This is a genomic window from Liquorilactobacillus sicerae (assembly GCF_029916425.1).
Lineage (GTDB): Bacteria > Bacillota > Bacilli > Lactobacillales > Lactobacillaceae > Liquorilactobacillus > Liquorilactobacillus sicerae.
In genome coordinates, this window is sequence record NZ_JAHAVQ010000003.1 from 61503 (window position 1) to 83527 (window position 22025).

Here is a 22025-nt window from a genome sequence, read left to right on the forward strand (position 1 = left end):
TTCAATATTAAAAATTTATTTTATCTCATTTACAAAAGTAGGATTTGTAACTTTTTCTGCACTGATCTTATTTTTAGATATCTTAGATGTATACCACAAATCTGATGCAATTTTTGAAATTTTATAAATTTGTCCTTTATTTTTCTCTGTGCCAAAGTATTTCTTGTTTCCTTCTTTGTTATAAAGTTTAATTTCTGTGGTCATTTCTTTCTTTAATTCTTTAGAACCAATACCCGCTTTTTTGCTCATAATTTTGTATGCCGAAGTTGGATGAGATTTGATATAAGCAAGAGCTTTATACCATCCTTTAATTATTCCCTTAACTTCCTTTGGATGTTCTTTAATAAAGCTCGTACTTAAGCCTAAGGTATCTACAATAATTCCTGGTGAACTTTTACTTGACATTACCACATGTCCGTTGCTTCGTTTTTCAGCTTTTGATAGCCATGGCTGCCATGTCATTGCAGCATCAACCTTCTTAGCTACAAAAGCACTCCCTGCGGCTCCCGAGTCCATTGACTCTACCTTCATTTGAGACAATTTCATATGATTTTTTTGTAACATATAATTAAACCAAAAGTAACTAGCTCCTCCAGTAGTATCTAAAGCAACTGTTTTCCCTTTTAAGTCTTTAAAGGTTTTAATATCTTTAGTACCTACAAGACCATCAGCACCAGTAGATGTATCTAAAGCCAAAACATTTTGAATTTTTAAACCACTAGCTGCACTTAAAACATTAGTATCTACAGAAGTTGCAATGCCTTGAATTTTGCCTGAAGCCAAAGCACTTTTACTGTCAGATTTGCTTTCAATGTCTTTAATCTGGACATTTACTCCATAATCTTTAAAGAAACCTTTTTGCTCAGCCAAATCTAAGGGATAAAAACCGATCCAGGATGAATGAGCAATTTTAACTACCTTGCTATTTGCAGAAACTTGACCTATAAAAATAGTTAAAACTGATAACAAAGACAATAAGAACACAAGCAATGAACGTTTAATATAACCGCTTTTTTTGTTGATTAACTTATCCATATCTATTTTCCTTCTTTCCTTTATTTAAAATTCACAACATCATTAGGAAATTCCCCTTTGTACATTGCAATTGCATTCTCAGTTGCTCTCTTCTTCAATTCAGTAATTGATTCAGAAGATAAATAAGAAATATGAGGAGTAACAATTATCCCTTTGGTTTGCAAAATTGGTAAATCCAAATTACGTGGGGGTTCTTCAGCAATTACATCTAAAATTGCTCCCTTTATTCTTTTAAGCTTAACTGCCTTGATTAATTCATCCTCATTAATTACCTTTCCTCGAGAAGTATTAATTAATACACAATCTTTTTTCATTAAAGAAAATTGATATTTGTCAATTAAATTTTCAGTTTTTTTAGTTAAATTACAATGAATAGATATAAAGTTTGCTTTCCTTAATCCTTCTTCTAAGCCAACTACCTGAACTTCTTTTTTTATCATCTGACCAGCTTCCAACTTAGGATCAAATGCAATAACCTTCATACCTATTTTTAAAGCCTTTTCTGCAACGTAGCTTCCTATCCTACCAAAACCAATTATTAATAAAGTTTGATTATTTACTCTCGATGGTAATTTATCTAATGTTTGATAACCCCAATTTCCTTTCTTTATTTGATTAAAAAAGGTATTCAGCGGTTTAAGACTAAATAAAATAGAATTTAATACATACTCAGCAATATCTTCTTTACAATAATTCTTAACATTTGTAACTGGTATATTATTTTTTCTTGCTTCTAAAATATCTACTTTGTCATAACCACCCCCAAAGATTGCAATCCCTTTACAAGATTCTAAATAGTCAATAGTAGAGTTTGGTATTTCGGCATAAACTTGAGCAATTATCGCATCAACTTTTTTGCCAAACTTTTTTAAATCATCTTTATAATCATAATTAGAATGCTTGATTATCGCTTTTGAAAAATTCTTATAGATTATTTCTTTCTCAAGCTCATAATCAGTCCATTCTTCATCAATAATCCAAAATAAAGGTGCTTTTTCATCCATTCATTTTTCCTTCCTTAACAATTTAATTGTTCCTTCTGTAGCATTTATTCTAACTAGATCTTTATTTTTTACTTCATCTTTAAAACTTTTTTCAACTTTATCAACTAATGGCATATCCATAATTATTGAACTGGCTACTAAAGTTGTATCAGCATTTTCAACTATCATTGCTTTGGGTTCATTATGGTTCATTTTTAGTTGATACATTCCGTCCGCTTGAACTACTGAGCTTCCTGTTCCATTGGGAAAAACTAAAATTTTCCCAGCAACGCTTTTCCCAAATAAGCTATGATTCCTTTGGATTACCACGCCAGTTTTCGGATCAATTAAATAAAAGCAAATTCCGTCTTTTGAAAAAAGGACCTCACCTTCTGCTTGTCCTTCAGAAATTTTGTGACATTTAAAGATTTTATTCATAACGGTCATCTGTAACTTCTCCCTTCAAAGCTGAATATGCTGCATTTTCTAAATCTGTAATTACAAATTCCATTTTTCTTCTTCTTGTGTAATAAGCGCATTTTGGAGAATCTGTAACTCCTTTTTTTCCATAAAGAAATTTCCAGCATGGTTGATCCATACAAGTATTTGAAATAATATCTCCTCCAGCATTTTGGACTTCTTGTAGCAAGCCCATTTGTTCACATAATCTTCGCGTTGGATCTGAACTCATAATAAACAAAGGTACAGAAAGCTTTTTACCTTTTATAATTTGAACAACTTTTTCAATTTGTTCAAAAGTTAAATGTGGGCAACCAAATAAAGCAAAGTCAATTTTTCCTAAAGGAGCTGAAATCTTATCACGAACCGAATCGAGATCACTTTGTGTAATATCAATAGTTTCTGGAACTTCATTACTTTGAAAAGCTTCCTCAAGAGTACTGGCTTCAGGTGTAAATCCTAAAATATGATAAATTGCAACATTTCCAGAAGTGTTCATTTGTGCTCCAAGATTCATAAGAGAGGCATTAGAAAAAGATTTCTTATTAGGTTTATTTTTAAAATTGAAAACTGGAATTTTAAAACCAATTTTTAATGGAACTACATAACCCAATAATTGAAAATCAAAATCCGATTTCATTTCTGGTAAAACATTTACTAAGACCTCACCTTTTCTATTTTCTTCTTTCAAATATCCATAATATGGAACAACTCCTGTAACTGCGGCGCAAAGTGCGCTCTGTGCAGATTCACGATTTGTTCTAGCACCATAAACTGAATTAACAAATGGTGTGGCTGAAGACTCTGAGTATGCTATTACATCATCTATCTTTGGAACATTCAGTTGTAGATATGGAGTACAATCATACGTCATAAGTGCTCCAATTTTTTTGTATGCTGCATCAGTTCTTTTTACTATTTTTTCATCAATTGGATCTAAAGTTGTAATTCTTTTCATTTGTTTCCAGTTGAAACTTGGATTTACAGTTGGTCGAACTCGACAGGTAGCACCTTGATTAACCAATTTCTCGACAAACCACAGATCTGCTTCTTGATTACTAAGAGCTACATGAGCTCTTGAAATTGGTACCATATAAGGGGCATTAAATGCTTCTGCAATCGCTACTTGAATTTTCATTGCAGTTTGTGTACCCTTCCCGTACTTTCCATCAAGCATATCTATCTCATCCTTTTTTAATTCAACCATGTTTATCCCCTTCCTTTTGATTAATTTATTAATGTTAACGATAAATGAATGAAATCATTAACTTAGTTAAAGCTTATTATAATAAGGCATACGAGTCAATGAATTTTAAAATATTAGTTTTTTATTAATATGTATCCGCTTTCAGCTTGGCTATTGAAAGATTAAGCTAAGATTAAAGTTATATAATATGATTGCTTTTAAAAATTACAGGTTCGCTTGCATTAATACAATATTTTTGTAAAAAAAGGCCTCAAAGCTAATCATGTTTTAAGATTAGTTTTGAGGTTAAATTAATATTCATAAAACCAAATTTTTTACCGTAAAATATCGATCAAATTCTTGTTGGCAGCTTGTTTGGCAGGTAAAATACCAAAAACAATTCCCACAAAAGCTGAAACTCCAAAAGCCAGCAAGAAAGAATTGAGCGTCAAAACTGCTTTAAACGGCAAGGCCAAAGAAATCAGCTTGGCAATCAACCCGCCCAAGGCAAAACCAAGTAAACCGCCGCTGACCGTTAGCATAACTGCTTCTAAGAGAAACTGCAGCAAAATTGAATTTGGCTGGGCCCCGACTGCTAAGCGAATACCAATCTCCTGGGTTCGTTCTGAAACTGAGGTATACATCATATTCATGACGCCAATACCAGCAATAAACAGCGAAATCCCGGCGATGGCACTAATAAAGATCGTCAGCTCGTCGATAACTTTTGAAATACTCTTCAATAATTTGCCCAGATCAAAATATTCATAATGACCATTTTTATGCTGAGTTCCATTTTTCTTGAGGAACTTAACAATCCTCTTAGTTTCTTTTGAGACATTGACTCCTTGATTAAAGGTCAATTTCAAAGTGTTGCCGCTATTGGACGATAAATTCTGATAAAAGACCTGTTTTGGCAACAAGAAGTTTGTCTGATAACGACTAATACTTGAAGTAAAGACTCCAATGACCCGATAATAAACATGCTTGATTTCAACTGAAGTACCAATTGCATTTGCAGGATCATGATATTGTTTTTTAGCCATTTTTTGATTGATCAAGGCAACTGGACTAGCGACTGCTAAATCATAGTGGGTGAATTGGCTACCTGCAATTAGCCTGAGTCCAGTAATCGGCTTTTGTAAAAGAGTCACTGAAACATTTTTAAGCTGGCTGCCAATCTGAGCATTCGTAGTTATGTGCGATGTTGGATTTAGGACCTTGACTTGGGCTAAGCTACTGAAGTTCCCTTTGATTTGTTCAACATCATTTTGAACAAAACCCATTTTATCAGAACCATTGCTACTATAATAATTAATCTTGGTCGTTTGTTTACCAGTACTAGTAGCTTCCAATTCATTCAGCAGTTTAGCCTTGACGCCATTACCCAAAGAAATAATCGTAATAACCGCCGCAATTCCAATTACGATCCCAAAAATTGTCAATAAACTGCGGCGTGGATTAGTTCGTAGCGATTGCCAGGCCGTTTTTAAAAGCTCGACAAATAGCATTAAGCATTCACCTCGATCTGTTCATCGGCAATGATCTGACCATCTAAGATGCGAATAATCCGCTGACCTTGATGTGCAACCCTTTCATCATGCGTGACCATAATGATTGTTGTTTGATTTTGCTGATTCAAGTTTTTAAATAGCTCCATAATTTCTTTTGAAGTTTGACTGTCCAAAGCTCCGGTTGGTTCATCAGCAATCAAAAATTTAGGGCGGGCAATGATGGCCCGGGCAATTGAAACTCGTTGTTGCTGACCACCGGAAAGATTAGTTGGTTTTTTCTGCTCACTGCCAGCTAAACCAACCTGCTTTAAAGCTTGGCCGACTTGTTGACTAATCATTTTCCGCTGCTGGCCAGCGTACAAAAGTGGTAAAGCAACATTTTCAGCCACCGACAAATTCTTAATTAGTTCAAAGTTTTGGAAAACAAAGCCAACATTTTGATTTCTTAACTTTGAAAACTGTTTGCGAGTGTAATCGTGGATTGGGTGATCAAAATAATAATAGTTTCCCTCAAACTGGTCATCAAGAAAACCAATAATATTAATTAAGGTTGACTTCCCGGCACCGGATTGACCCATAATTGAGACAAATTCTCCCTGATCGATCTTTAAATTAATATTTTTTAAAATATGATATCGCTGATCACCTTGCTGGTAATATTTATTGATACTTTCTAATTTAATCATCATTATCCACCCGGCTTCCAACTTTTAAATTATGGTCTGGATTATTGACAATTTTTTGACCGGCTTGCAGTCCGGTTTTAACGATCGTAAAACCGGATGCTTTTTTTCCACTGATCGTAACAACTTCACTAACTTGCCGTCCTTTAACGACAAAGACTTTGCCGTGATAAATGGCCGCACTTGGAACACGAATGCCAGCTTGTGGAACCGAAATCTTGAGTGTTTGACCATCAATAAAGTTGCCTGAAATTGAGGCAGTAAACTGATACTTGGCATCATTTTTTTGACTGTCACTGGCGGCGGTTGTTGACAAAAATGAAACCTGACTATCAGTTTTGACCTTGGTAGCAACCGCTTTGATCTTCAGCTTAGTTCCCGAAGTCAGTTTCTTATAACTATACTCAGAGACTTCACCAACTGCTTGCATCCCATTGCCTTGAAGTTGCAAACTCGGTGTGCCATTTGCCAGATAATTAACTGTGATCGTGCCAGCAAATGGTGCTGTCAAGGTTCCCGTAACCTTTTGGGCAGTTTTTTGTTTCTTTTGCTGAGCTTCGGTCAATTCTGCTTGCGTGTCAGCCGCGCTATTTTGAGCTTCGGTCAACTGCTGCTTGAGATCGCTGTAATTATCATCACTGCTTGATAACTGTGCTAATTGTTGTTGCAAATTTTTAACTTGAGTATTAGTTGAATTCAAACTCCGCTGTAGTTTGGCGATTTCTTGTTGCTGATCATTGAGCGAATCTTGGGCAGTTTGATTATAAGTTGTCAATAAGGTTTGGCCTTGACTGACATTTTCACCGTTTTTTACAGCAACGTTAGTCACTTTACCAGCAGGGTTTTGTAAGCGCTGCGTCTGACTAGCTTGAACTTTGCCCATCAAAGTCAGCGGTACCTGATGCTGCAATTTAACTACTGCATAATTAATTTGCTTAGCCGCTGTTTTTTGTGACTTATGCCTAATGACTATCACTCCCATAACAATTACTAAACAAACTATGACCGCTAAGATGATCCCCCATTGTTTTTTGCTTAACCGATTAAATTTTTTCACATCTTTCGCCCTCTCAAAATTAATTTCTGGTTTCTACCTGATGTTTTAACAAATAAATACTGCCTAACATACTTAAAACGCTAACTGCCAAATCATATGCAAATGAAACTGAATCACTAGTTAGTTGATCAGCAATTTTGATATCCAAGGTTAAAAATAGCGCTAATAAAATTGCAAAACCTAAAGTACTGAATATTCTTTGATGCTTGCGCGTCAGCCAGTTCATAATTGATTCCGACAAGAGCAGCACGAAGCTAATATCAATGATGATCGAGCCAAAGAAATCCAGCAGCGTCAAAATGATTTTTGACATCTTCTCCGCACTAATATGCACAACAACTTTACCAGAACTGGCAGCACTTAAAGAAAAGCCCATACTAGTAGCATTAACGCTCCAGGAAATCTTAGCATAGGTATCAAAAATCAGTACGCCGGCCAACAAATTGATCACTGCTAAAAATCCAATCGTAACAATGAAAGCCAAAATCTGCATTGTAATATTACTCAAATACAACTGAGTACTACTCATTGGCAATAAACGGTATTTGCTATTTGTCCAGACGCGATTAATCATTCCTAACAGTTTAATAATGCCCAGAAAAATGAACATCACTGCTAGCCAAAGCTCTCCACCTCCAATACCTATTAAGTCATTTTGGCTTGTACCGAACCTAATCAGAACGATAAACGGCCATAAAATGGTAATGCCAGAACCAATTATTAAGAATAAACGATATTCTTGTAGCGCTTCTTTAAAAAACAAAGCACAGGTTTTTCTAATTGAAAGCATTGTTTACCTCCTTAAATTAAGGTTAAAAAAGTATTTTAGCTCTGTGTTTCAACTTGGCTTTTTAGCAGCAAAATGCTACCGATCATACATAAAATAAGTGTCACAGAATTAATAACTAAAACTCGCCAATCAAAAATATTATTGGAAATTCTTTTTTCAACTTGTCCCCCGAGACTTGCTAAAGCAAAGAATAAGCAAAAGAAACTTCCCCAGCAAACCAAATCTTGCCACCGGGGCTTAAAAAAATTGGCTAAGGAAACAGCTACTAGCCACAAGAATGTCGCTTTGATTATCATTAATAGGTAAAACATTAAGGCTACCATGCCAACTTTAATGACATTTTGATTGTCAAAGTTTATATTAGTTAAACTCTTGATAAATTTAGGATTTACCATAATTGTTAATAAGTTTAGACCGATAACGGGCAATGAAACTAAGAGAGCTGCTAGGGTTCGCATGATCAAATTACTAAAATAAAAAATCCCGCTTTTGACCGGTAATAAACGATACTTGTTCTTACTCCAGGTCTGATTTATTGAGACTGTTACTTTGCAAACACTAACAATGGCAAAAACTATTATAAAAAAAATCAAGCAGCTACTGATTAAAGTATTTAAATTTCGCTGACTCTGATTAAAAAATATCAAAATGATAAACCAAAGTATTTCAGCCAAAAGCCAGCCGCAAGCTAAGGCAAAATCTTTGCTGATTTCTGCTTGAAAAAAAATTCGGCAAATTTTCTTGGTTTTCAACATACTTACTGCCTCCGATCTTCTAAATAAATTTGCCGATAATATTCTTCAACGCTTAAGCCTTCTTGAACTCGAATCTCTTCAACATCGCGATAAGCCAGCAAACGACGATCTTTTAAAATCATCGCATCATCAATAATTTGCTCCAGCTCATTTAAATGATGGGTGGCAATAATTAAAATTGCATCTGGTCCAATCCATTTGATCAAACTTGAAATTATCTTGTCCCGGCTGAAAATATCAACCCCGCTCAAAGGCTCATCCAGCAAGTAAAGTTTGGCTTTGCGAGCTAATGTTAAGGTAATAACAAATTTTTCGCGACTGCCTTTTGATAAATCACCTAAGCGCTGTTCTGGATCAAGCTGCATGAAGGTCAAGAGCTTTTCAGCACGCTGGCGGTCAAAATCAGGATAGCCTAATTCATAAAAATCAATAATTTTTGTTAATAAACTCTTCTTAGCAAAGCCTTCCAAGTTATCTGAGTAAGAAACAAACTGTTTCCTTTTTTCATCAACCACGCCATTTAAATTGACGACTCCGTGGTAACCCTTATTTAAATCACAGATGATTCTTAACAAGGTTGTTTTACCAACACCATTTTCACCTAGTAAAGCAACAATTCTGCCCCAAGGAATTTTAACTGTGATATTGGTTAAAATTGGTTTATTTTGGCGTCTGAAAAAGATATTCTTTAAAATTAATCCGTCATTTTCCATTTTTTTGGTCCCCCCTGCTGCTGATCAACTTCAGTTAAAATTCGAATGATTTCTGCTAAGCTCAGATAAGGTCGCAATCTTAGCAAATACTTCTCAGTTGTTTCCCGAATCTCCTGCTGTTTTAAAACTTCGATCCGGCTCTGCTCAGTCGTTACAAAATTTCCTTGTCCCCGCCTGGTTTCAAGAATCTTAGCTGTGATCAATTCTTTCAAGGCATTTTGAATCGTTCGCGGATTAGTCGTTAGCTCGTCAGCTAACTCACGCACTGAGGGAATCTTTTCACCAAGTGGATACACACCGGTAATGATCCGCTGAATCAGCAGATCTTTGACTTGTAAGTAAATTGGAATGTTAGCCGCAAATTTCATCTTGATCACCTCATTCAGTCATACTGTTGTACTTATATACTACACTAATACATTATGGCTGACAAGTATTAAAAAAACAGCAAAATATTTTGCTGTTGTCGTCCTCTAAAAATTTAATTTATTAAACTTCTTACCTTTACTGAGCTGTCAAAAAAGCGATTAGCTGCTGATTTAGTTTACCAGCGAGTGGTCGGTTAGGCTGATGATAACTGGCTAAATTGTTGCCTCGATCAGCCGGATCAACGATTTTTAAAACATGATTCATATGCTCGATTACCACTAGCTTAGCAGTTGGCACGGCCTTCTTAAGTAACTGAGCATCAGCAACTGAAACCTGCAAATCAGCCGTTCCTTGAACTATTAAAATTGGCAATTTCAATTGAGCTAATTTAACTGGCGAATCAAACGCCAAAAGTGATTGCAAATAAGGCTGAACACTTGGGCGAAAGATGACCTGTAATTCAGGCGGAACTGTTGATACCAAGCGACCGACAGCCAAATTTGCCAAAATCTGGAGACTCTGCTGCAGCAACTGGGGCTGACTGGCTAATTGCTGCTTTAATTGGCCAGCTAAGATCTCGGCCAAGCTGCGCCCTGGTGTTGCCAGTAAGATCAATCCAGCTGCCTGAAACTGCTGGCAGGCTTTGATAGCTATCAAGCCACCTTCACTATGTCCTAAAATAAAAATTTGGCTGAAAGCCGCTGTTTGTTTCAAATAGTTAGCCCAAGCTAAAGCGTCAGCTACAAAAGTTTGAAATCTTAGTTGCTGCTCAGCAACTCCCGCCGTTTGACTTCGACCAACGCCACGCTTATCGTAACGCAAACTGGCAAAACCATTGTTAGCCAAATGAATTGCCAACTGTTTTAAATTATCGCTTTGCCCGCTGAGACGATTATTGCCATCTCGATCGGTCGGACCAGACCCAGCAATCAGCAAAACGATTGCCGGCTTAGTTGACTGCGCTGGTAGTAATAAACTCCCCGCTAGCTTTCCAGGCGTAACTTTGATTGCAACTGTTTGTTCACTAAACTCAACCATTTCCAACCTCCAGTCTTAATTTGCTAAAGCCCCTAAAACCATGACCAATACCAAAAAGCCAATCAGATAGATCCAGCTAAGTTTGTGAGCCATGTTAAAGGTGAAACCCAATCCGCTCCTTTTTTGGACAAAAATCGCTGGATCATTACGATTATAATAGATCATTCCCCAGATCCAATTGGAGTTATCATCGATAATTGGACCATGTGGTTTCTTGCGGCGAATAAACAACCAAAAAAACAATAACGGTAATCCAATCAACAATGGCAAACTAAATAAGCCAAGGAAATTCAGCCAAGTTGTTAAATGGTTGACTTTTAATAGTGGCGTCAGCAAAATAATTTGGCTCACCAAGCCGGCAAAGATCATAAAAAAGTAAATGCTACGCCGGAAATGATAATAACCGGGAGTTGCCTGTGGACTGCCATGGACAGAAGCAGCTGCTTGGCGGGTCAAATAGCCAGTTGCAATAAAGGTCACTGCCAGCAAAGCCTGGTTAGCTAAAATCAACCAGCAAGCTCGCTGTTTTGGCAACCAACTATCAGGACCATTAAGCGAATAATGAATTGGCAAGTTAGCCGGCAACGTCTGATAATTTGCCACAGCTAAATAAGCAGCCAGCAACGGCACGACCAATAAGAATATCAACCAGCAAGAAGATATTTCATTGGCAGCCAATTCTTTCAAGTCGACAGTCACTCGCTTGTTAGTCTGCAAATGATTGGCTGGCTGTTGCTTTTGCCAGCGCCAAACTAACTGATGAAAAAGGCCAAAAACAATTGTCCCCAACAATAATATTACTGGCAAGCCGATAACAATCAGATTGATCGCTGAACCAAAGCTTTGCACGCTTAACTTGATTATGATTCCCATCAGGCAAATTAAGCTAAAATATAGCCAACGGAGCTTTTTTAAATAACTGGCTGTCCAAAATTTATTTTGACTAAAAACTACTCCAAAAATCACATTTTTTCGCGTCAGCCAAGGCTCAAGCGCTAATAATAAAACTAAGAGCAACCAGCTGAATTCCAAAACTTGTCCCTGTTTCATACTATCTTCCCCGCTTTCAACTGTTGGTAAGTTTGCGTAACTAATTGTTGCAATGCTGAACACGAAACTCCCTGAGCAACCGCTTCCGTAATTGCTTGTTGAAAAGATTTTTTTGTTTGTTGCAAATTTGCTGTTGATGGTTGGGCAACAATTGCTCCCCGCCGGCCCAGTAAATCGATAAAATCTTCCTGGGCGAGTTGCTGATAAGCTTTGTTGACGGTATGCAAATTAACCTGCAATTGATTCGCTAGAGTGCGGATTGCCGGCAGCTTTTCTCCCGGCTGAACTAATCCGGCCGCTACTTGAGCTACGATTTGGTTGCGAATCTGTTGATAAATCGGCGTTGAGGATTGTAAATCAATTGTTAGTAACATTTTTTCACCTCCCTAAAAATCAATTGTTCTGTCTGATATACATGTTATATAACAGATAGAACATAAAGTCCAGAGAAAATCAAAAATTAATAATTCCTTGTTTTCTAAACTAAATTTTTCTTGCAATTCTTTTGAGATATTTTTAAAATACTTAATGTTATCGTCTAAAAGAGAGAAGTAAAAAATTGAAACCTTTAATTTACTGGTTGCATTCTAAACCACCGAATAAGTTTTGACCTTAACCCAACCATCAAAATTTATCAGGAGGAAAAAATGGAACCAACACTTGAAAATAAACATTATATCAGTTGGCCAGTGATTGCTTTTTTAGATTTTGTAACAATCATTGGTTTTGATGATATCCTTTACCCACTGCAAAACCAAGGGCTATCAGTTGTCTTTACTTGGGTCTTTATGGTTTTTGCTTTTGTTATTCCCTATGAAATGTCAGTCAGTCAACTAGGTGCCACTTTTACCGGTCAAGAAGAAGGTGGCTTGGCTTCTTGGGTCCGGCACAGTACCAATGATACGTTGGGCTATTTGACAGCTTGGATGTATTGGGCTGCTTGTTTGCCGTACATAGTTGACGTTGCTAATTCAGTAATCGTTTCTTTTAGTTGGTTGGTTCTTGGTGACAATTCATTAGACCGACGCATGTCGAATTTTATGTTTGGTTTGTTGACTTTTGTAATTATTTTGGCTTTCATTTTATTGCAGAATTTATTTAAAAAATCAATGGAAGTTATGGCGACAATTGGTGGTGGTGCTATGTTCTTAATGACAGTTTTATTTGTCATTATGACTGGCTACTCTTTAGCTCACGGTGGCAAAATTGCTACTCAACCATTTAATTTTCATTCTTTTATTCCCAATTTTAGCTTACAATATTTTTCAACAACCGGTTTATTAATGTTTGCGGTTTGCGGTGCTGAACTCGTGGCGCCTTACTTGATTAAAATGCGCCACCCACAAAAGGATTTCCCTAAGGCTATGTGGTTAGTAGCCTTTATGACAGCTTTTTTGACTGTCTTTGGAACTTTTTCGCTAGCTATTTTTTTCAACGCTAATAATTTGCCCCATGATTTAAAAATGAACGGTTCATATTATGCCTTTCAATTACTGGGGCAGCGTCTGGGCCTGGGAAATATTTTGCTGTATATCTTCACTGTCGTCCAAGCAATCTACATGATGGCACAGCTGGCTGTCTTACTGGATTCTTCAAGTTGGGTAATTGCTGGTGATACGGCAGCTAATTTCATTCCCAGCTGGTTAAGCAAACGTGATAAGAACGGTCGGCCACTGCATAGTTATATTTTGACTTGTGGGCTTTGCTTGTTCTTATTGCTAATGAGCGGTACCTTGCCGAATATCAATGCTATCTTCAATTGGCTGTTGAATTTGAATGGAATCGTCTTTCCGTTTAAAAATTGTTGGATCTTTTTGGCATTTATTGCTGTCCGTTGGCAATCTGATCGTTTCCATTCGTCCTTTGTCTTTATCAAAAATAAAGCAGCTGCGATCGCAGTTGGAGTTTGGTGTTTTATCTTTTCATTTATCTGTGCCGTGATGAGTTTTATCCCGCAAGACGTCAAATTTAAAACACCAGCTTATAACCACCAACTGCTGATGAATCTATTCTCTGTTTTTGTTCTCTTTGGGTTTGGATTGATCATGCCGTTGCTGGCACGGATTGAAAAAAAACAATCAATTGTGGAAGCCAAATAAAAAAACCAAGCTAACAGTAACAAGTTTTGATTACTTGCTAACTGTTGCTTGGCTTTTTTCTTATATCAAATTGAGTACATACCAGGCAGCACCAATCACAGTTGCCAAAGCTACCAGTGTTCCGAGAATATCATGAATCGCATGCCAACGAATGCTTTTCGGACTCCAAAGTAAAACGCTGATTGCACCGCCAACTAATCCCCCCAAATGACCAGCAATATCAACTGACGGCATAAACAAGTTGAAAATCAGGTTAGAAACAATCAAAACGACTGCACCTTTGCTTAGTTCAGTGAACTGATGTTTAAAACCACTAACAACTTGCAATAAAGCAATCACCGCAAACAAACCAAATAACGAAGTCGATGCCCCAGCAGAAATCGTGTTAGGCTTAAAAAAAGCACTGATCAAATTTCCGCAAAAACCGCTGAAAAGGTAGATCAGCAAAAATTTGAAGTGTCCGTAAACTTCTTCAACAATTGTTCCGGCATACATTAAGGCTGCCATATTAAAAGCAATATGATATATCGTCACGTGCAAGAAAATTGGCGTAAACAAACGCCACCATTCACCAGCAACAATATCTGGATTCCAGCGCGCTCCAAGTTGTTCCAAAACCTGACCGCTGATAGTGAAACTTCCGCTCAGTAAAACTTCAACTAGATAAACGGCTACCGTTATGATCAAAATGGAATTTGTCATCCAATTTCCTTGAAAATATTTTCTAAAACGGCCGTAAAGCGGATATTTACGACGATAGTACCAATCAGGCATTTTTACTTTATTATTCTGCATATCTTCAATCCTTTTTTAGTCAAATTAAGGGCCGTCCCAATGACAGTCCCTAATTCTTAATTTAGTCTAATGGTGTTTGAAATAAACGCTGACTCAAAGTGATTTCAGCTGGGTCTGGATTACTGTTGTAGAAAGTGACTTTACCTTGAACAGCCGAAGAATTCAATAAATTAGCTTTAGCCAGAACCCGCTGCAATTCACGAGCCGCTCCAGGTCCACCATCAATAATCTTAGGTTCAGTACCAACGACTTGCTTTAAAGCTGGTTTAATAAACGGAAAATGGGTACAGCCTAAAACAATTGAACTTAATTTACCTAATGGTGCCAGTAAACCGGTTAAATATGTCCGAACCTCTGGGGTATTAAGCTCACCTTTTTCCACATATTCAACTAGCGCCGGAGCTGGGACTTTGATCAACTTAGCTTGATCTTGATAACGCTCTAACAGTTTTTGCAGTTTAACTTCCCTTAAAGTCAATTCGGTGGCCATTACCGCAATGCTGGTTTTGGAAAATTGTTCAACAGCTGGTTTAACGGCTGGCTCTAAACCAACGACTGGCAGCTTTGGGTACTGCTGGCGAATCCGCTGAATAGCAGCGCTGGTGGCTGTATTGCAAGCAATGACTAAGGCCTTGATCTGTCGTGAGAGTAACTTCTCCGTGACTGCCAAACTTAGCTGACGAACCTCAGCCGTTGGTCGCGTACCATATGGCGCATTGGCCGAATCACCATAAAAAATATAATTTTCTTGTGGCAATAATCGATACAGTTCTCTTAAAACACTGATGCCACCAACTCCTGAGTCAAAAACTCCTACTGGTCGATTATTAACTGTATCCATTAATTGATTACCTCACTTATTCTTGGTACTGGCTTTCGCTTGCTTGCTGAACTTTGTAACGTATTCCTTGATGGCTGCAGCCGCTCGTTGAAGTTTTTCCATGCTAGCCGCATAACTGATCCGAACGTATCCTTCTCCGCCTGGTCCAAAGGAAATCCCGGGAATCAAAGCAACCTTGGCATTTTGCGCTAATGAACGAACAAATTTCCATGAGTCTTGGAAGCAACCCGCTGGAATCTTAGCAAAGAGATAAAAAGCTCCATCTGGACTGGCAATTTTAAAACCAGTAGCCGTCAGTTCCTTAATCATAAAATCACGACGTTTAGCATATTCGCTCTTCATCGCTAAGCTATCTTTTTTACCATTGGTCATGGCCTCTAAAGCTGCATATTGGGAAATCGTTGATGGTGAAGTCACCATGTATTGATGTGATTTAACAACTTGTTCAGTGAATTCTTGCGGTCCTAAAATATAGCCGACCCGCCAGCCAGTCATCGCATGTGATTTTGAAAGACCGGTCAACACAATACAGCGTTCGGGCAAAATTTCTCCGAACGAAACATGTTGCTTTTGATAAGTCAATTCAGCATAAATCTCATCACTGATGACCCAAAAGTTATAATCACGAGCAACTTGCGCCAACTCTTCCAATTGTTTCCTTGAGTAAGTCACACCAGTTGGATTGCAAGGATAATTTAAAACCAAAGCCTTGATCCTCGCTAATGGATGCTCCTCGATTACTTCTCGTAACTTTTTACCAGTTAATATAAAACCATCTTGACTAGTGTCAACTAAAATCACCCGTCCATCATTGATTTTGGTATCAGGAATATAGATGGGAAAGATTGGCGTCGGCACGATCACTGTATCTTCAGGATTAAGAATCGTTTGCAAGCTAGCCGCAATTCCTTCCGTCGCGCCAATCGTCGTTACAACCTGATCAGGTTGATAATTCAAATTGAACTTTTCATTATAATAGGCCGCAACAGCTTGGCGTAAAGCGGGGAAGCCAGCATTGGCAGTATAATGCGACTGATTATCATTAATAGCTTTAATCGCAGCCTGCTTAATATGTTCTGGTGTGTCAAAATCCGGTTCGCCCAGGGTCAACTTAATGATCCCTGGAATATCGCTAACTTCGCTGTCAAATTGGCGAATATCAGAAACAGCAATTGCTTCAATTTTCTGATTAAACTTTTCTTTTACCATAATTTTTACTCCCTGCATCGGATAATTAATTAAATCTACTTAATATTATAGCACGCAGAATTCAAAAAATAGTTAAAGAATCTTCATTCATATTTTCAACATAAACAGCTTAGTGCCGTAAGGTAAGCGGAGCAAGCCTTTTAACAATCGGCATGATTACTATGATTTTAAACAATCCTGGCAGTAAAAAGGGAACAAAACCGATCAGCATGGCTTTGGTAAAAGAAATTTTTAGCACCCAAATCATCCAGACTGAACCGATCAATAAACTTAGCAACGCACCAAAACAATTTGCTGCAAATAGAATTGGCAATTGGCGCCCAAATTTTTTTAGCAATCCAGCAGTCACTATTTGATAAGCTAAAAAAGAAAACAAATAGCCACCTGTCGGTCCAAGGAAAACTGCTATGCCACTACTAAAATTTGCAAAAACCGGCAAACCAAGCGTTCCCAGCAATAAATAAGCAATTAGTACTTCAAAACCATCCAAAACTGATAACAACGATGCAATCAGCCCAACTGCAAATGTCTGTAAAGTGATTGGAACAATCGGAATTGGAATTGTTAACTGTGAGCAGACGATCATTACGGCGAGCATCATTCCATTAACTGTAACTTGCCGTATTCGATTCTTTTTCATTATATCAATCCTTTTTTTCAGAAATTTATCAGCTGATAATCTTAATTTACTCATCAGTAGCATTTTTGTCAACCACATTTTTAATTTAGTTTACTAAATGGTCAAAAAAACAGTCAAACCTAAAAAAAGATTCAACTGACTACATAAAGTATTTAACACTTGGAATTAACCGTTGCGGTTATTCATAATTAGGTTTTAATAACTTGATTTTGATTGCCAAGAGGCCATGGCGTTTAACTTTCTCAGCCGGATAAAGCCGAGCTAGTTCCTTTGAAGATAAGCCAACTGCTTTTTCAGAAAATTTTTGATAAACTTCTGCAATACTACGGCATTTTTTGATACTCCAAGCACTTGTTAAAATATAATCATCTTCATTCGAAGCGCGATGGATTGCCAGTGTATCACCAACTCCAAAATGTTTCATCTGGTCATCGTTAAGGAATACTTCGACCGTCTTTGTTCCGGCTGAAATTTTTTCAAACAACTCGTCATCTAATCTGATATCCACAATACCGACCTCCTGCAAATGCTGATCTGCAGCAACAAGTTACTTTAGAACTTTTTAGCAGCCTGTCGCTTCTGACAAAACTGATTAATGCCTAAAATTTGAAACATCAATTAATTCAACTATATAATGAAAATATTATCTTTTTTTAATCTGAAATGCAAGATTTTTTTTGATTTTCTTATTTTCTAAACGAACAAAAATATTATAAATAAGTTTGACAAAAATTTCTACCCCCAGTAACTCTCAAACATCAATCAACGACTCGTACTTTCACCAGCAACTTGGATTTTAGTCGTTTCCGGGAAGATTACTCGCTGTTTTTGGGTTAATGGCCGATCTGTTATGAATAGTGAAATCTTATCTGGGGTACAGATTCGATAATAAGAAGTATTAACAAACTTTTGATGCTCAGCAACTAAAATTACTTTTCGTGAACGTGCAACCGCCCGACTGACGATTTGAGCGTCTTCTTGTTTTAAGATATATAAGCCTTTTTCGTCGATTCCTGAGGCAGCAATGAAGGCAGTATCAAATTCAATTGTATCTAACTCATTTAAAGCTTGATTAGAATAGAAAAAACGACTTTCATGATCAAATGCTCCACCTAACGCTTTGATTGTAACCTTATTTTGCTCAGCTAAAGCCAAACAGTTATCAAGCGAATGAGTAATAACCGTAATTGGTAAATTAATATTTTGACAAGTTTTTAAGAGAATCGTTGACGCATCAATAAAATAAACATGATGTGGATTAAAATAATTTGTCGCTTCTAAAGCAATTTTAGTTTTTTCTTCAGTGAACTGCGACAGCCGTTTTTGATAGTTCAATACTTGATGACCAAAATCTAATGGCAAGATCCCACCATGAGTTCGTTTGACTTCTCCTCTCTGAGCTAACAAGACAATGTCACGTCGAGCTGTATCTTGAGAAACTCCAAATTCAGCCATGATGTCTTTCGTAGTCAGTTCTTGTCTTTCTTCTAGCAACTGTTTGATCAAAGCAATCCTTTTTTCTTGACTCATAAAATTCTCCTCACCAAAAATCAAATCTTTTATAATTATACTCTAAATAAGCATTTAGTGCAATTTTACATTTTTAAATGCTTAATTTGATGCTGATTTTTACTTATGATCAGCAAAATAATTATTTCTAATTTTCAACAATAAATATCCAGTGTTTTATTGATGCTTGCTGATCAACCTCATTCTAAAAAAAGACTACTTAAAAATAAATTTTAAGTAGTCTGCTTAGTTAAAATGCTTATTTAATTCACAACTAAAAAGCTGCTTGCAGCGGCGGAACGACTTGTTTTTTTCGTGAAACTACTCCCGGCAAATCAGCTTTATTATCAACTAATTTGGTATTAAAAGCTTTTTCCACGACTGCCTGTGGTTCACCAACAACTAAGATCCGCGTGTCGCTATTTAAAATATTAGTTACCATCAACAAAAACAGATCGTAATCATTTTCTTGATTCTGTTTTTCAATGGCCTGTCGTAATTTAGCTTCCCGCGCAAAAACCTCATCCAAATCAACAGTGTTTATTTGATTGATACGAACCTTTTTACCACCCATTTCAAAAGTTTTAGCATCAGCCGTTACTAATTGATCTTCCGTTTTGCTTGCTAGATTGGTTCCCGCCTTTAACATTTCCAAACCATATTGCTGATAATCAACACCAGCAATTTTTGCCAATTCTTTAACCGCAGCTTCATCTTCAGGGGTAGTTGTTGGTGATTTGAATAACAAAGTATCCGAAATGATGGCTGAAAGCATCAAACCGGCCAATTTTGCTGGAACTGCTACTTGATTTTGCTTGAATAACTTCAACAAAATCGTACTGGTACAACCAAGCGGCTCTGCATGGTAATAAAGCGGTGCAGCTGTTTGAAAATTAGCAATCCGATGATGATCGACGACATGTGTAACTTGAACATCCTGTAAATCAGCTACACTTTGTTGAGCCTCGTTATGATCAACTAACATAACAGCGTTAACTTCTGGTTTGGCAGCTGTAATCACCCGTGGCGTTGGTTCATCAAAATGCTGCAAAACAAATTTGGTCTCATCATTTGGTTCACCCAAAGCAACCGCTTCAGTCTCATAGCCAAGCTGATTTTGTAGGTAAGAAAATGCCTTAGCAGCAACTATTGCATCAGTATCAGGACTTTTATGCCCAAAAACTAGTTCTTTCACTTTAAAATCTCCTATCTATATTGTTCTTCAATATTGATTTAACCTTTTCGGCTGATTTCTGTCAAGCGTGAAATGTAATCCTGCTGTTCCAAATAACTATCAAAAGCGTTTAAAAAGTTTTCGATCCGGGGAATCTGATCCTTGTCACGTCGAAAAACGAATGCCAAATCAAACGAAATTTCCGGCTCAAATAAAGCCGTCCAAGTTGTTTGAGCTTTTTCGTCTAAATGAGCTAAAATAAATGACATTGGCAAAGCCGTTGCAACACCCGTCCGACTAGAAAAATTAAACAGCTGAAAGGGAGTAGCAAAATGTGCTACACTAGTGGGTTTGTCAATCAAAGCATTCTTATATGCTTCGCGAATTAAACTATTTAAGTAATACTTAGGCGGATAAGTCACCCACTGCTGTTCTAGAGTATCTTTTAACCGAATGCGTTTCTTTTTTGACCATTCTTGGTTATGGTGTAAAAAAAGCAAGTTCTCCGTCAAAATTTTTCGCGATTCATAAGGCTTCCAGTTTTTAATACTTTCATCTGGCAAATACATGATTGCTAGGTCAATTGTATTATTCTCTAACCGTTCCCAAATCTCTTTTCGTGTTAGCATATGAAAAATTAATTTGATTCCCGGATGTTTTAAAAAATAACGAACTGCAAATTGATTAAAAACCCGATCTTCAATCGAAGCCAGGATACCCACGCTAATTTCCCCTTGGGTGGCACTCGTTGATTGTTGAATTTCATCAGCCGCCCGATTCAAAGTCTCATAAATTTGATGAGTAGCATCTAACATCGTGTAACCTGCATCTGATAAATGCAGCTTTTTACCAACTGAATAAAATAACGGTGCCCCAACCGTCCGTTCCAGTTTTTTGATTTGCTGCGTTAACGCCGGTTGCGTGATTCCTAAAATTTGTGCCGCCTGTGTATAGCTCATTGTTTCAGCTAATTGTAAAAAGTAACTAAGCGTTTTAGAAGAAAAGATGTTCTCCTGTTTTGTTTTCATTTCAAATTCCCCTTGAACAAAATAAATAGAAAAATATTTTTGTCATATTATATTAGAAATATTATCATTTATCATAACCCTAAACCATGTTAACTATCAACCTATAAAAACGTTTTTAAGATTTAAAAGTTTTATAAATACATAGTTTCATCAAAAAGTCTTTAAAATGAAAGTCACTACTGGCTTAAGAATTTCATCTTAATCAGCCAAATAAGTTTTAAAAAACGCAATTTCAGCTTGATTACATTGAGCAGCGATTCGATCTTTTTGATTGATCTGAAAGTCATGAGAACGTGGTTGCTGCGCATCACCATAAATTTTAAAGCAATGAGCAATTTGGCTTTTATTTAACCATTGATCCAACTTCACTGCTTTTTCACGTAAAAAATCCTGATTAGCAGTCATTAGAAAAATTGGTGGTAAAGCGGGCGTTAGATATTTTTCTACTTCCAGCTGAGGCTGATATTTGGCAACCAATGCTGGCTGGAAATAGGCTGTTTCTAAATCATCAGGTTGATAACATGACTCTGGTAAAAAATAAACACCGCAGTTTAAGGCAGCCGCTCTAATCTTTAACCGCGGCCGATTAAAACCACTAAGCTGACTATAGGCTGGATTACTATCAATCGCTAAATATTGTTCTGTCAACTGGCCGCCAGCACTGTCGCCAACCAAATAAACATTATTTAAATCCAAATGATAGGTCGCACCATTGTTCGCTAACCAGTTCATTAGGCGAACAACATCTTGAATTGCACCTGGATATGGTGTTTCTGGAGCCAAACGATAATTAAAGTTTACCACTGCAAAGCCACTTTGAGCCAAGGTTAAGCAGTAAAATTGATAAGTTTCTTTAGTGCCATAAAACCAGCCGCCTCCATGAATGTTAACGATCACTGGCAAAGTTTTTTCACTATCTGACCGGTAAATATCCGTCAAATTCCATTGGCCGGCCGGACCATAAGCCAAATTATCAAAACGTTTGATCCCACTGACTTGTTTTGTTAAACCCGCATCCCGCTGATCATCAGTTTTTTTCCAGGCTTGCCGTGCAATCTTGATTTTTCCTTGTAAGCTTTTAGTGATCATAAAATGCTC

Annotated in this window: 24 protein-coding genes; 1 reads left to right on the top strand and 23 read right to left on the bottom strand. The window is 37.0% G+C overall.

Annotation, left to right across the window (positions count from 1 at the left end; genetic code table 11):
- Positions 1-15: 15 nt before the first annotated feature.
- The 14 genes from KH893_RS02450 to KH893_RS02515 all read right to left on the bottom strand — a co-directional run bounded on the left by KH893_RS02450 (position 16) and on the right by KH893_RS02515 (position 12006).
- Entirely contained in the window at positions 16-1035 is a 1020-nt protein-coding gene (locus KH893_RS02450; protein WP_281164590.1) for an ABC transporter substrate-binding protein, read from the bottom strand.
- A gap of 20 nt (positions 1036-1055) precedes the next feature.
- Complete coding sequence (locus KH893_RS02455; protein ID WP_281164591.1) at positions 1056-2039, bottom strand: NAD(P)-dependent oxidoreductase; 984 nt, start codon at positions 2037-2039, stop codon at positions 1056-1058.
- Positions 2040-2465, bottom strand: a complete 426-nt coding sequence (locus KH893_RS02460) for an aconitase X swivel domain-containing protein (RefSeq protein ID WP_281164592.1) — start codon at positions 2463-2465, stop codon at positions 2040-2042.
- Positions 2449-3684, bottom strand: coding sequence for an aconitase X catalytic domain-containing protein (locus tag KH893_RS02465; RefSeq protein ID WP_281164593.1), 1236 nt, complete (start codon positions 3682-3684; stop codon positions 2449-2451). The genes KH893_RS02460 and KH893_RS02465 overlap by 17 nt, the downstream gene beginning before the upstream one ends.
- Before the next feature lie 314 nt (positions 3685-3998).
- Entirely contained in the window at positions 3999-5174 is a 1176-nt protein-coding gene (locus tag KH893_RS02470; RefSeq protein WP_281164594.1) for an ABC transporter permease, read from the bottom strand.
- On the bottom strand, positions 5174-5863 hold the full coding sequence (locus KH893_RS02475) for an ABC transporter ATP-binding protein (RefSeq protein WP_281164595.1): 690 nt from the start codon (positions 5861-5863) through the stop codon (positions 5174-5176). Before KH893_RS02475 ends, KH893_RS02470 begins: the two co-directional genes overlap by 1 nt.
- Positions 5856-6917 carry an efflux RND transporter periplasmic adaptor subunit gene (locus tag KH893_RS02480; protein ID WP_281164596.1) on the bottom strand — a complete coding sequence of 354 codons (1062 nt, stop codon included), beginning with the start codon at positions 6915-6917 and terminating at the stop codon, positions 5856-5858. Before KH893_RS02480 ends, KH893_RS02475 begins: the two co-directional genes overlap by 8 nt.
- A 19-nt stretch (positions 6918-6936) precedes the next feature.
- On the bottom strand, positions 6937-7707 hold the full coding sequence (locus tag KH893_RS02485) for a hypothetical protein (protein ID WP_281164597.1): 771 nt from the start codon (positions 7705-7707) through the stop codon (positions 6937-6939).
- Between the two features lie 35 nt (positions 7708-7742).
- Positions 7743-8462: a hypothetical protein gene (locus tag KH893_RS02490; protein WP_281164598.1), complete on the bottom strand. Its 720-nt coding sequence runs from the start codon at positions 8460-8462 to the stop codon at positions 7743-7745.
- Between the two features lie 2 nt (positions 8463-8464).
- Complete coding sequence (locus KH893_RS02495; protein WP_281164599.1) at positions 8465-9175, bottom strand: ATP-binding cassette domain-containing protein; 711 nt, start codon at positions 9173-9175, stop codon at positions 8465-8467.
- The gene (locus KH893_RS02500; protein WP_281164600.1) at positions 9157-9543 is read right to left on the bottom strand and encodes a GntR family transcriptional regulator; all 387 of its coding nucleotides are present in this window, start codon (positions 9541-9543) and stop codon (positions 9157-9159) included. Before KH893_RS02500 ends, KH893_RS02495 begins: the two co-directional genes overlap by 19 nt.
- 136 nt (positions 9544-9679) lie before the next feature.
- The gene (locus KH893_RS02505; protein WP_281164601.1) at positions 9680-10582 is read right to left on the bottom strand and encodes an alpha/beta hydrolase; all 903 of its coding nucleotides are present in this window, start codon (positions 10580-10582) and stop codon (positions 9680-9682) included.
- A 15-nt stretch (positions 10583-10597) separates the two neighbouring features.
- Positions 10598-11632, bottom strand: coding sequence for a DUF5808 domain-containing protein (locus KH893_RS02510; RefSeq protein ID WP_281164602.1), 1035 nt, complete (start codon positions 11630-11632; stop codon positions 10598-10600).
- The gene (locus KH893_RS02515) at positions 11629-12006 is read right to left on the bottom strand and encodes a GntR family transcriptional regulator (RefSeq protein WP_281164603.1); all 378 of its coding nucleotides are present in this window, start codon (positions 12004-12006) and stop codon (positions 11629-11631) included. The genes KH893_RS02510 and KH893_RS02515 overlap by 4 nt, the downstream gene beginning before the upstream one ends.
- A gap of 273 nt (positions 12007-12279) precedes the next feature.
- Between KH893_RS02515 and KH893_RS02520 the strand changes: the two genes are divergently transcribed.
- Positions 12280-13731 (top strand): APC family permease, encoded by a 1452-nt coding sequence (locus KH893_RS02520; protein ID WP_281164604.1) that lies wholly within the window; start codon positions 12280-12282, stop codon positions 13729-13731.
- A gap of 60 nt (positions 13732-13791) precedes the next feature.
- Here KH893_RS02520 and KH893_RS02525 read toward each other — a convergent pair whose 3' ends face one another.
- From KH893_RS02525 to KH893_RS02565, 9 genes are all read right to left on the bottom strand, one after another.
- Positions 13792-14526: a rhomboid family intramembrane serine protease gene (locus KH893_RS02525; RefSeq protein ID WP_281164605.1), complete on the bottom strand. Its 735-nt coding sequence runs from the start codon at positions 14524-14526 to the stop codon at positions 13792-13794.
- 61 nt (positions 14527-14587) lie between these two features.
- A complete protein-coding gene (gene murI, locus KH893_RS02530) occupies positions 14588-15367 on the bottom strand; it encodes a glutamate racemase (RefSeq protein WP_281164606.1) in 780 nt (259 codons plus the stop codon).
- Positions 15368-15379: 12 nt separating this feature from the next.
- Positions 15380-16576: a pyridoxal phosphate-dependent aminotransferase gene (locus KH893_RS02535; protein WP_281164607.1), complete on the bottom strand. Its 1197-nt coding sequence runs from the start codon at positions 16574-16576 to the stop codon at positions 15380-15382.
- A 109-nt stretch (positions 16577-16685) separates the two neighbouring features.
- On the bottom strand, positions 16686-17216 hold the full coding sequence (locus tag KH893_RS02540) for a biotin transporter BioY (RefSeq protein ID WP_281164608.1): 531 nt from the start codon (positions 17214-17216) through the stop codon (positions 16686-16688).
- Positions 17217-17394: 178 nt separating this feature from the next.
- A complete protein-coding gene (locus tag KH893_RS02545) occupies positions 17395-17724 on the bottom strand; it encodes an ASCH domain-containing protein (protein WP_010579987.1) in 330 nt (109 codons plus the stop codon).
- Between the two features lie 254 nt (positions 17725-17978).
- Positions 17979-18746 (bottom strand): DeoR/GlpR family DNA-binding transcription regulator, encoded by a 768-nt coding sequence (locus tag KH893_RS02550; RefSeq protein WP_281164609.1) that lies wholly within the window; start codon positions 18744-18746, stop codon positions 17979-17981.
- Between the two features lie 253 nt (positions 18747-18999).
- Positions 19000-19920 (bottom strand): manganese-dependent inorganic pyrophosphatase, encoded by a 921-nt coding sequence (locus KH893_RS02555; protein WP_281164610.1) that lies wholly within the window; start codon positions 19918-19920, stop codon positions 19000-19002.
- A 38-nt stretch (positions 19921-19958) separates the two neighbouring features.
- On the bottom strand, positions 19959-20927 hold the full coding sequence (locus tag KH893_RS02560) for a LysR family transcriptional regulator (RefSeq protein ID WP_281164611.1): 969 nt from the start codon (positions 20925-20927) through the stop codon (positions 19959-19961).
- A gap of 198 nt (positions 20928-21125) precedes the next feature.
- Entirely contained in the window at positions 21126-22016 is an 891-nt protein-coding gene (locus KH893_RS02565) for an alpha/beta hydrolase (RefSeq protein WP_281164612.1), read from the bottom strand.
- Positions 22017-22025 lie beyond the last annotated feature (9 nt).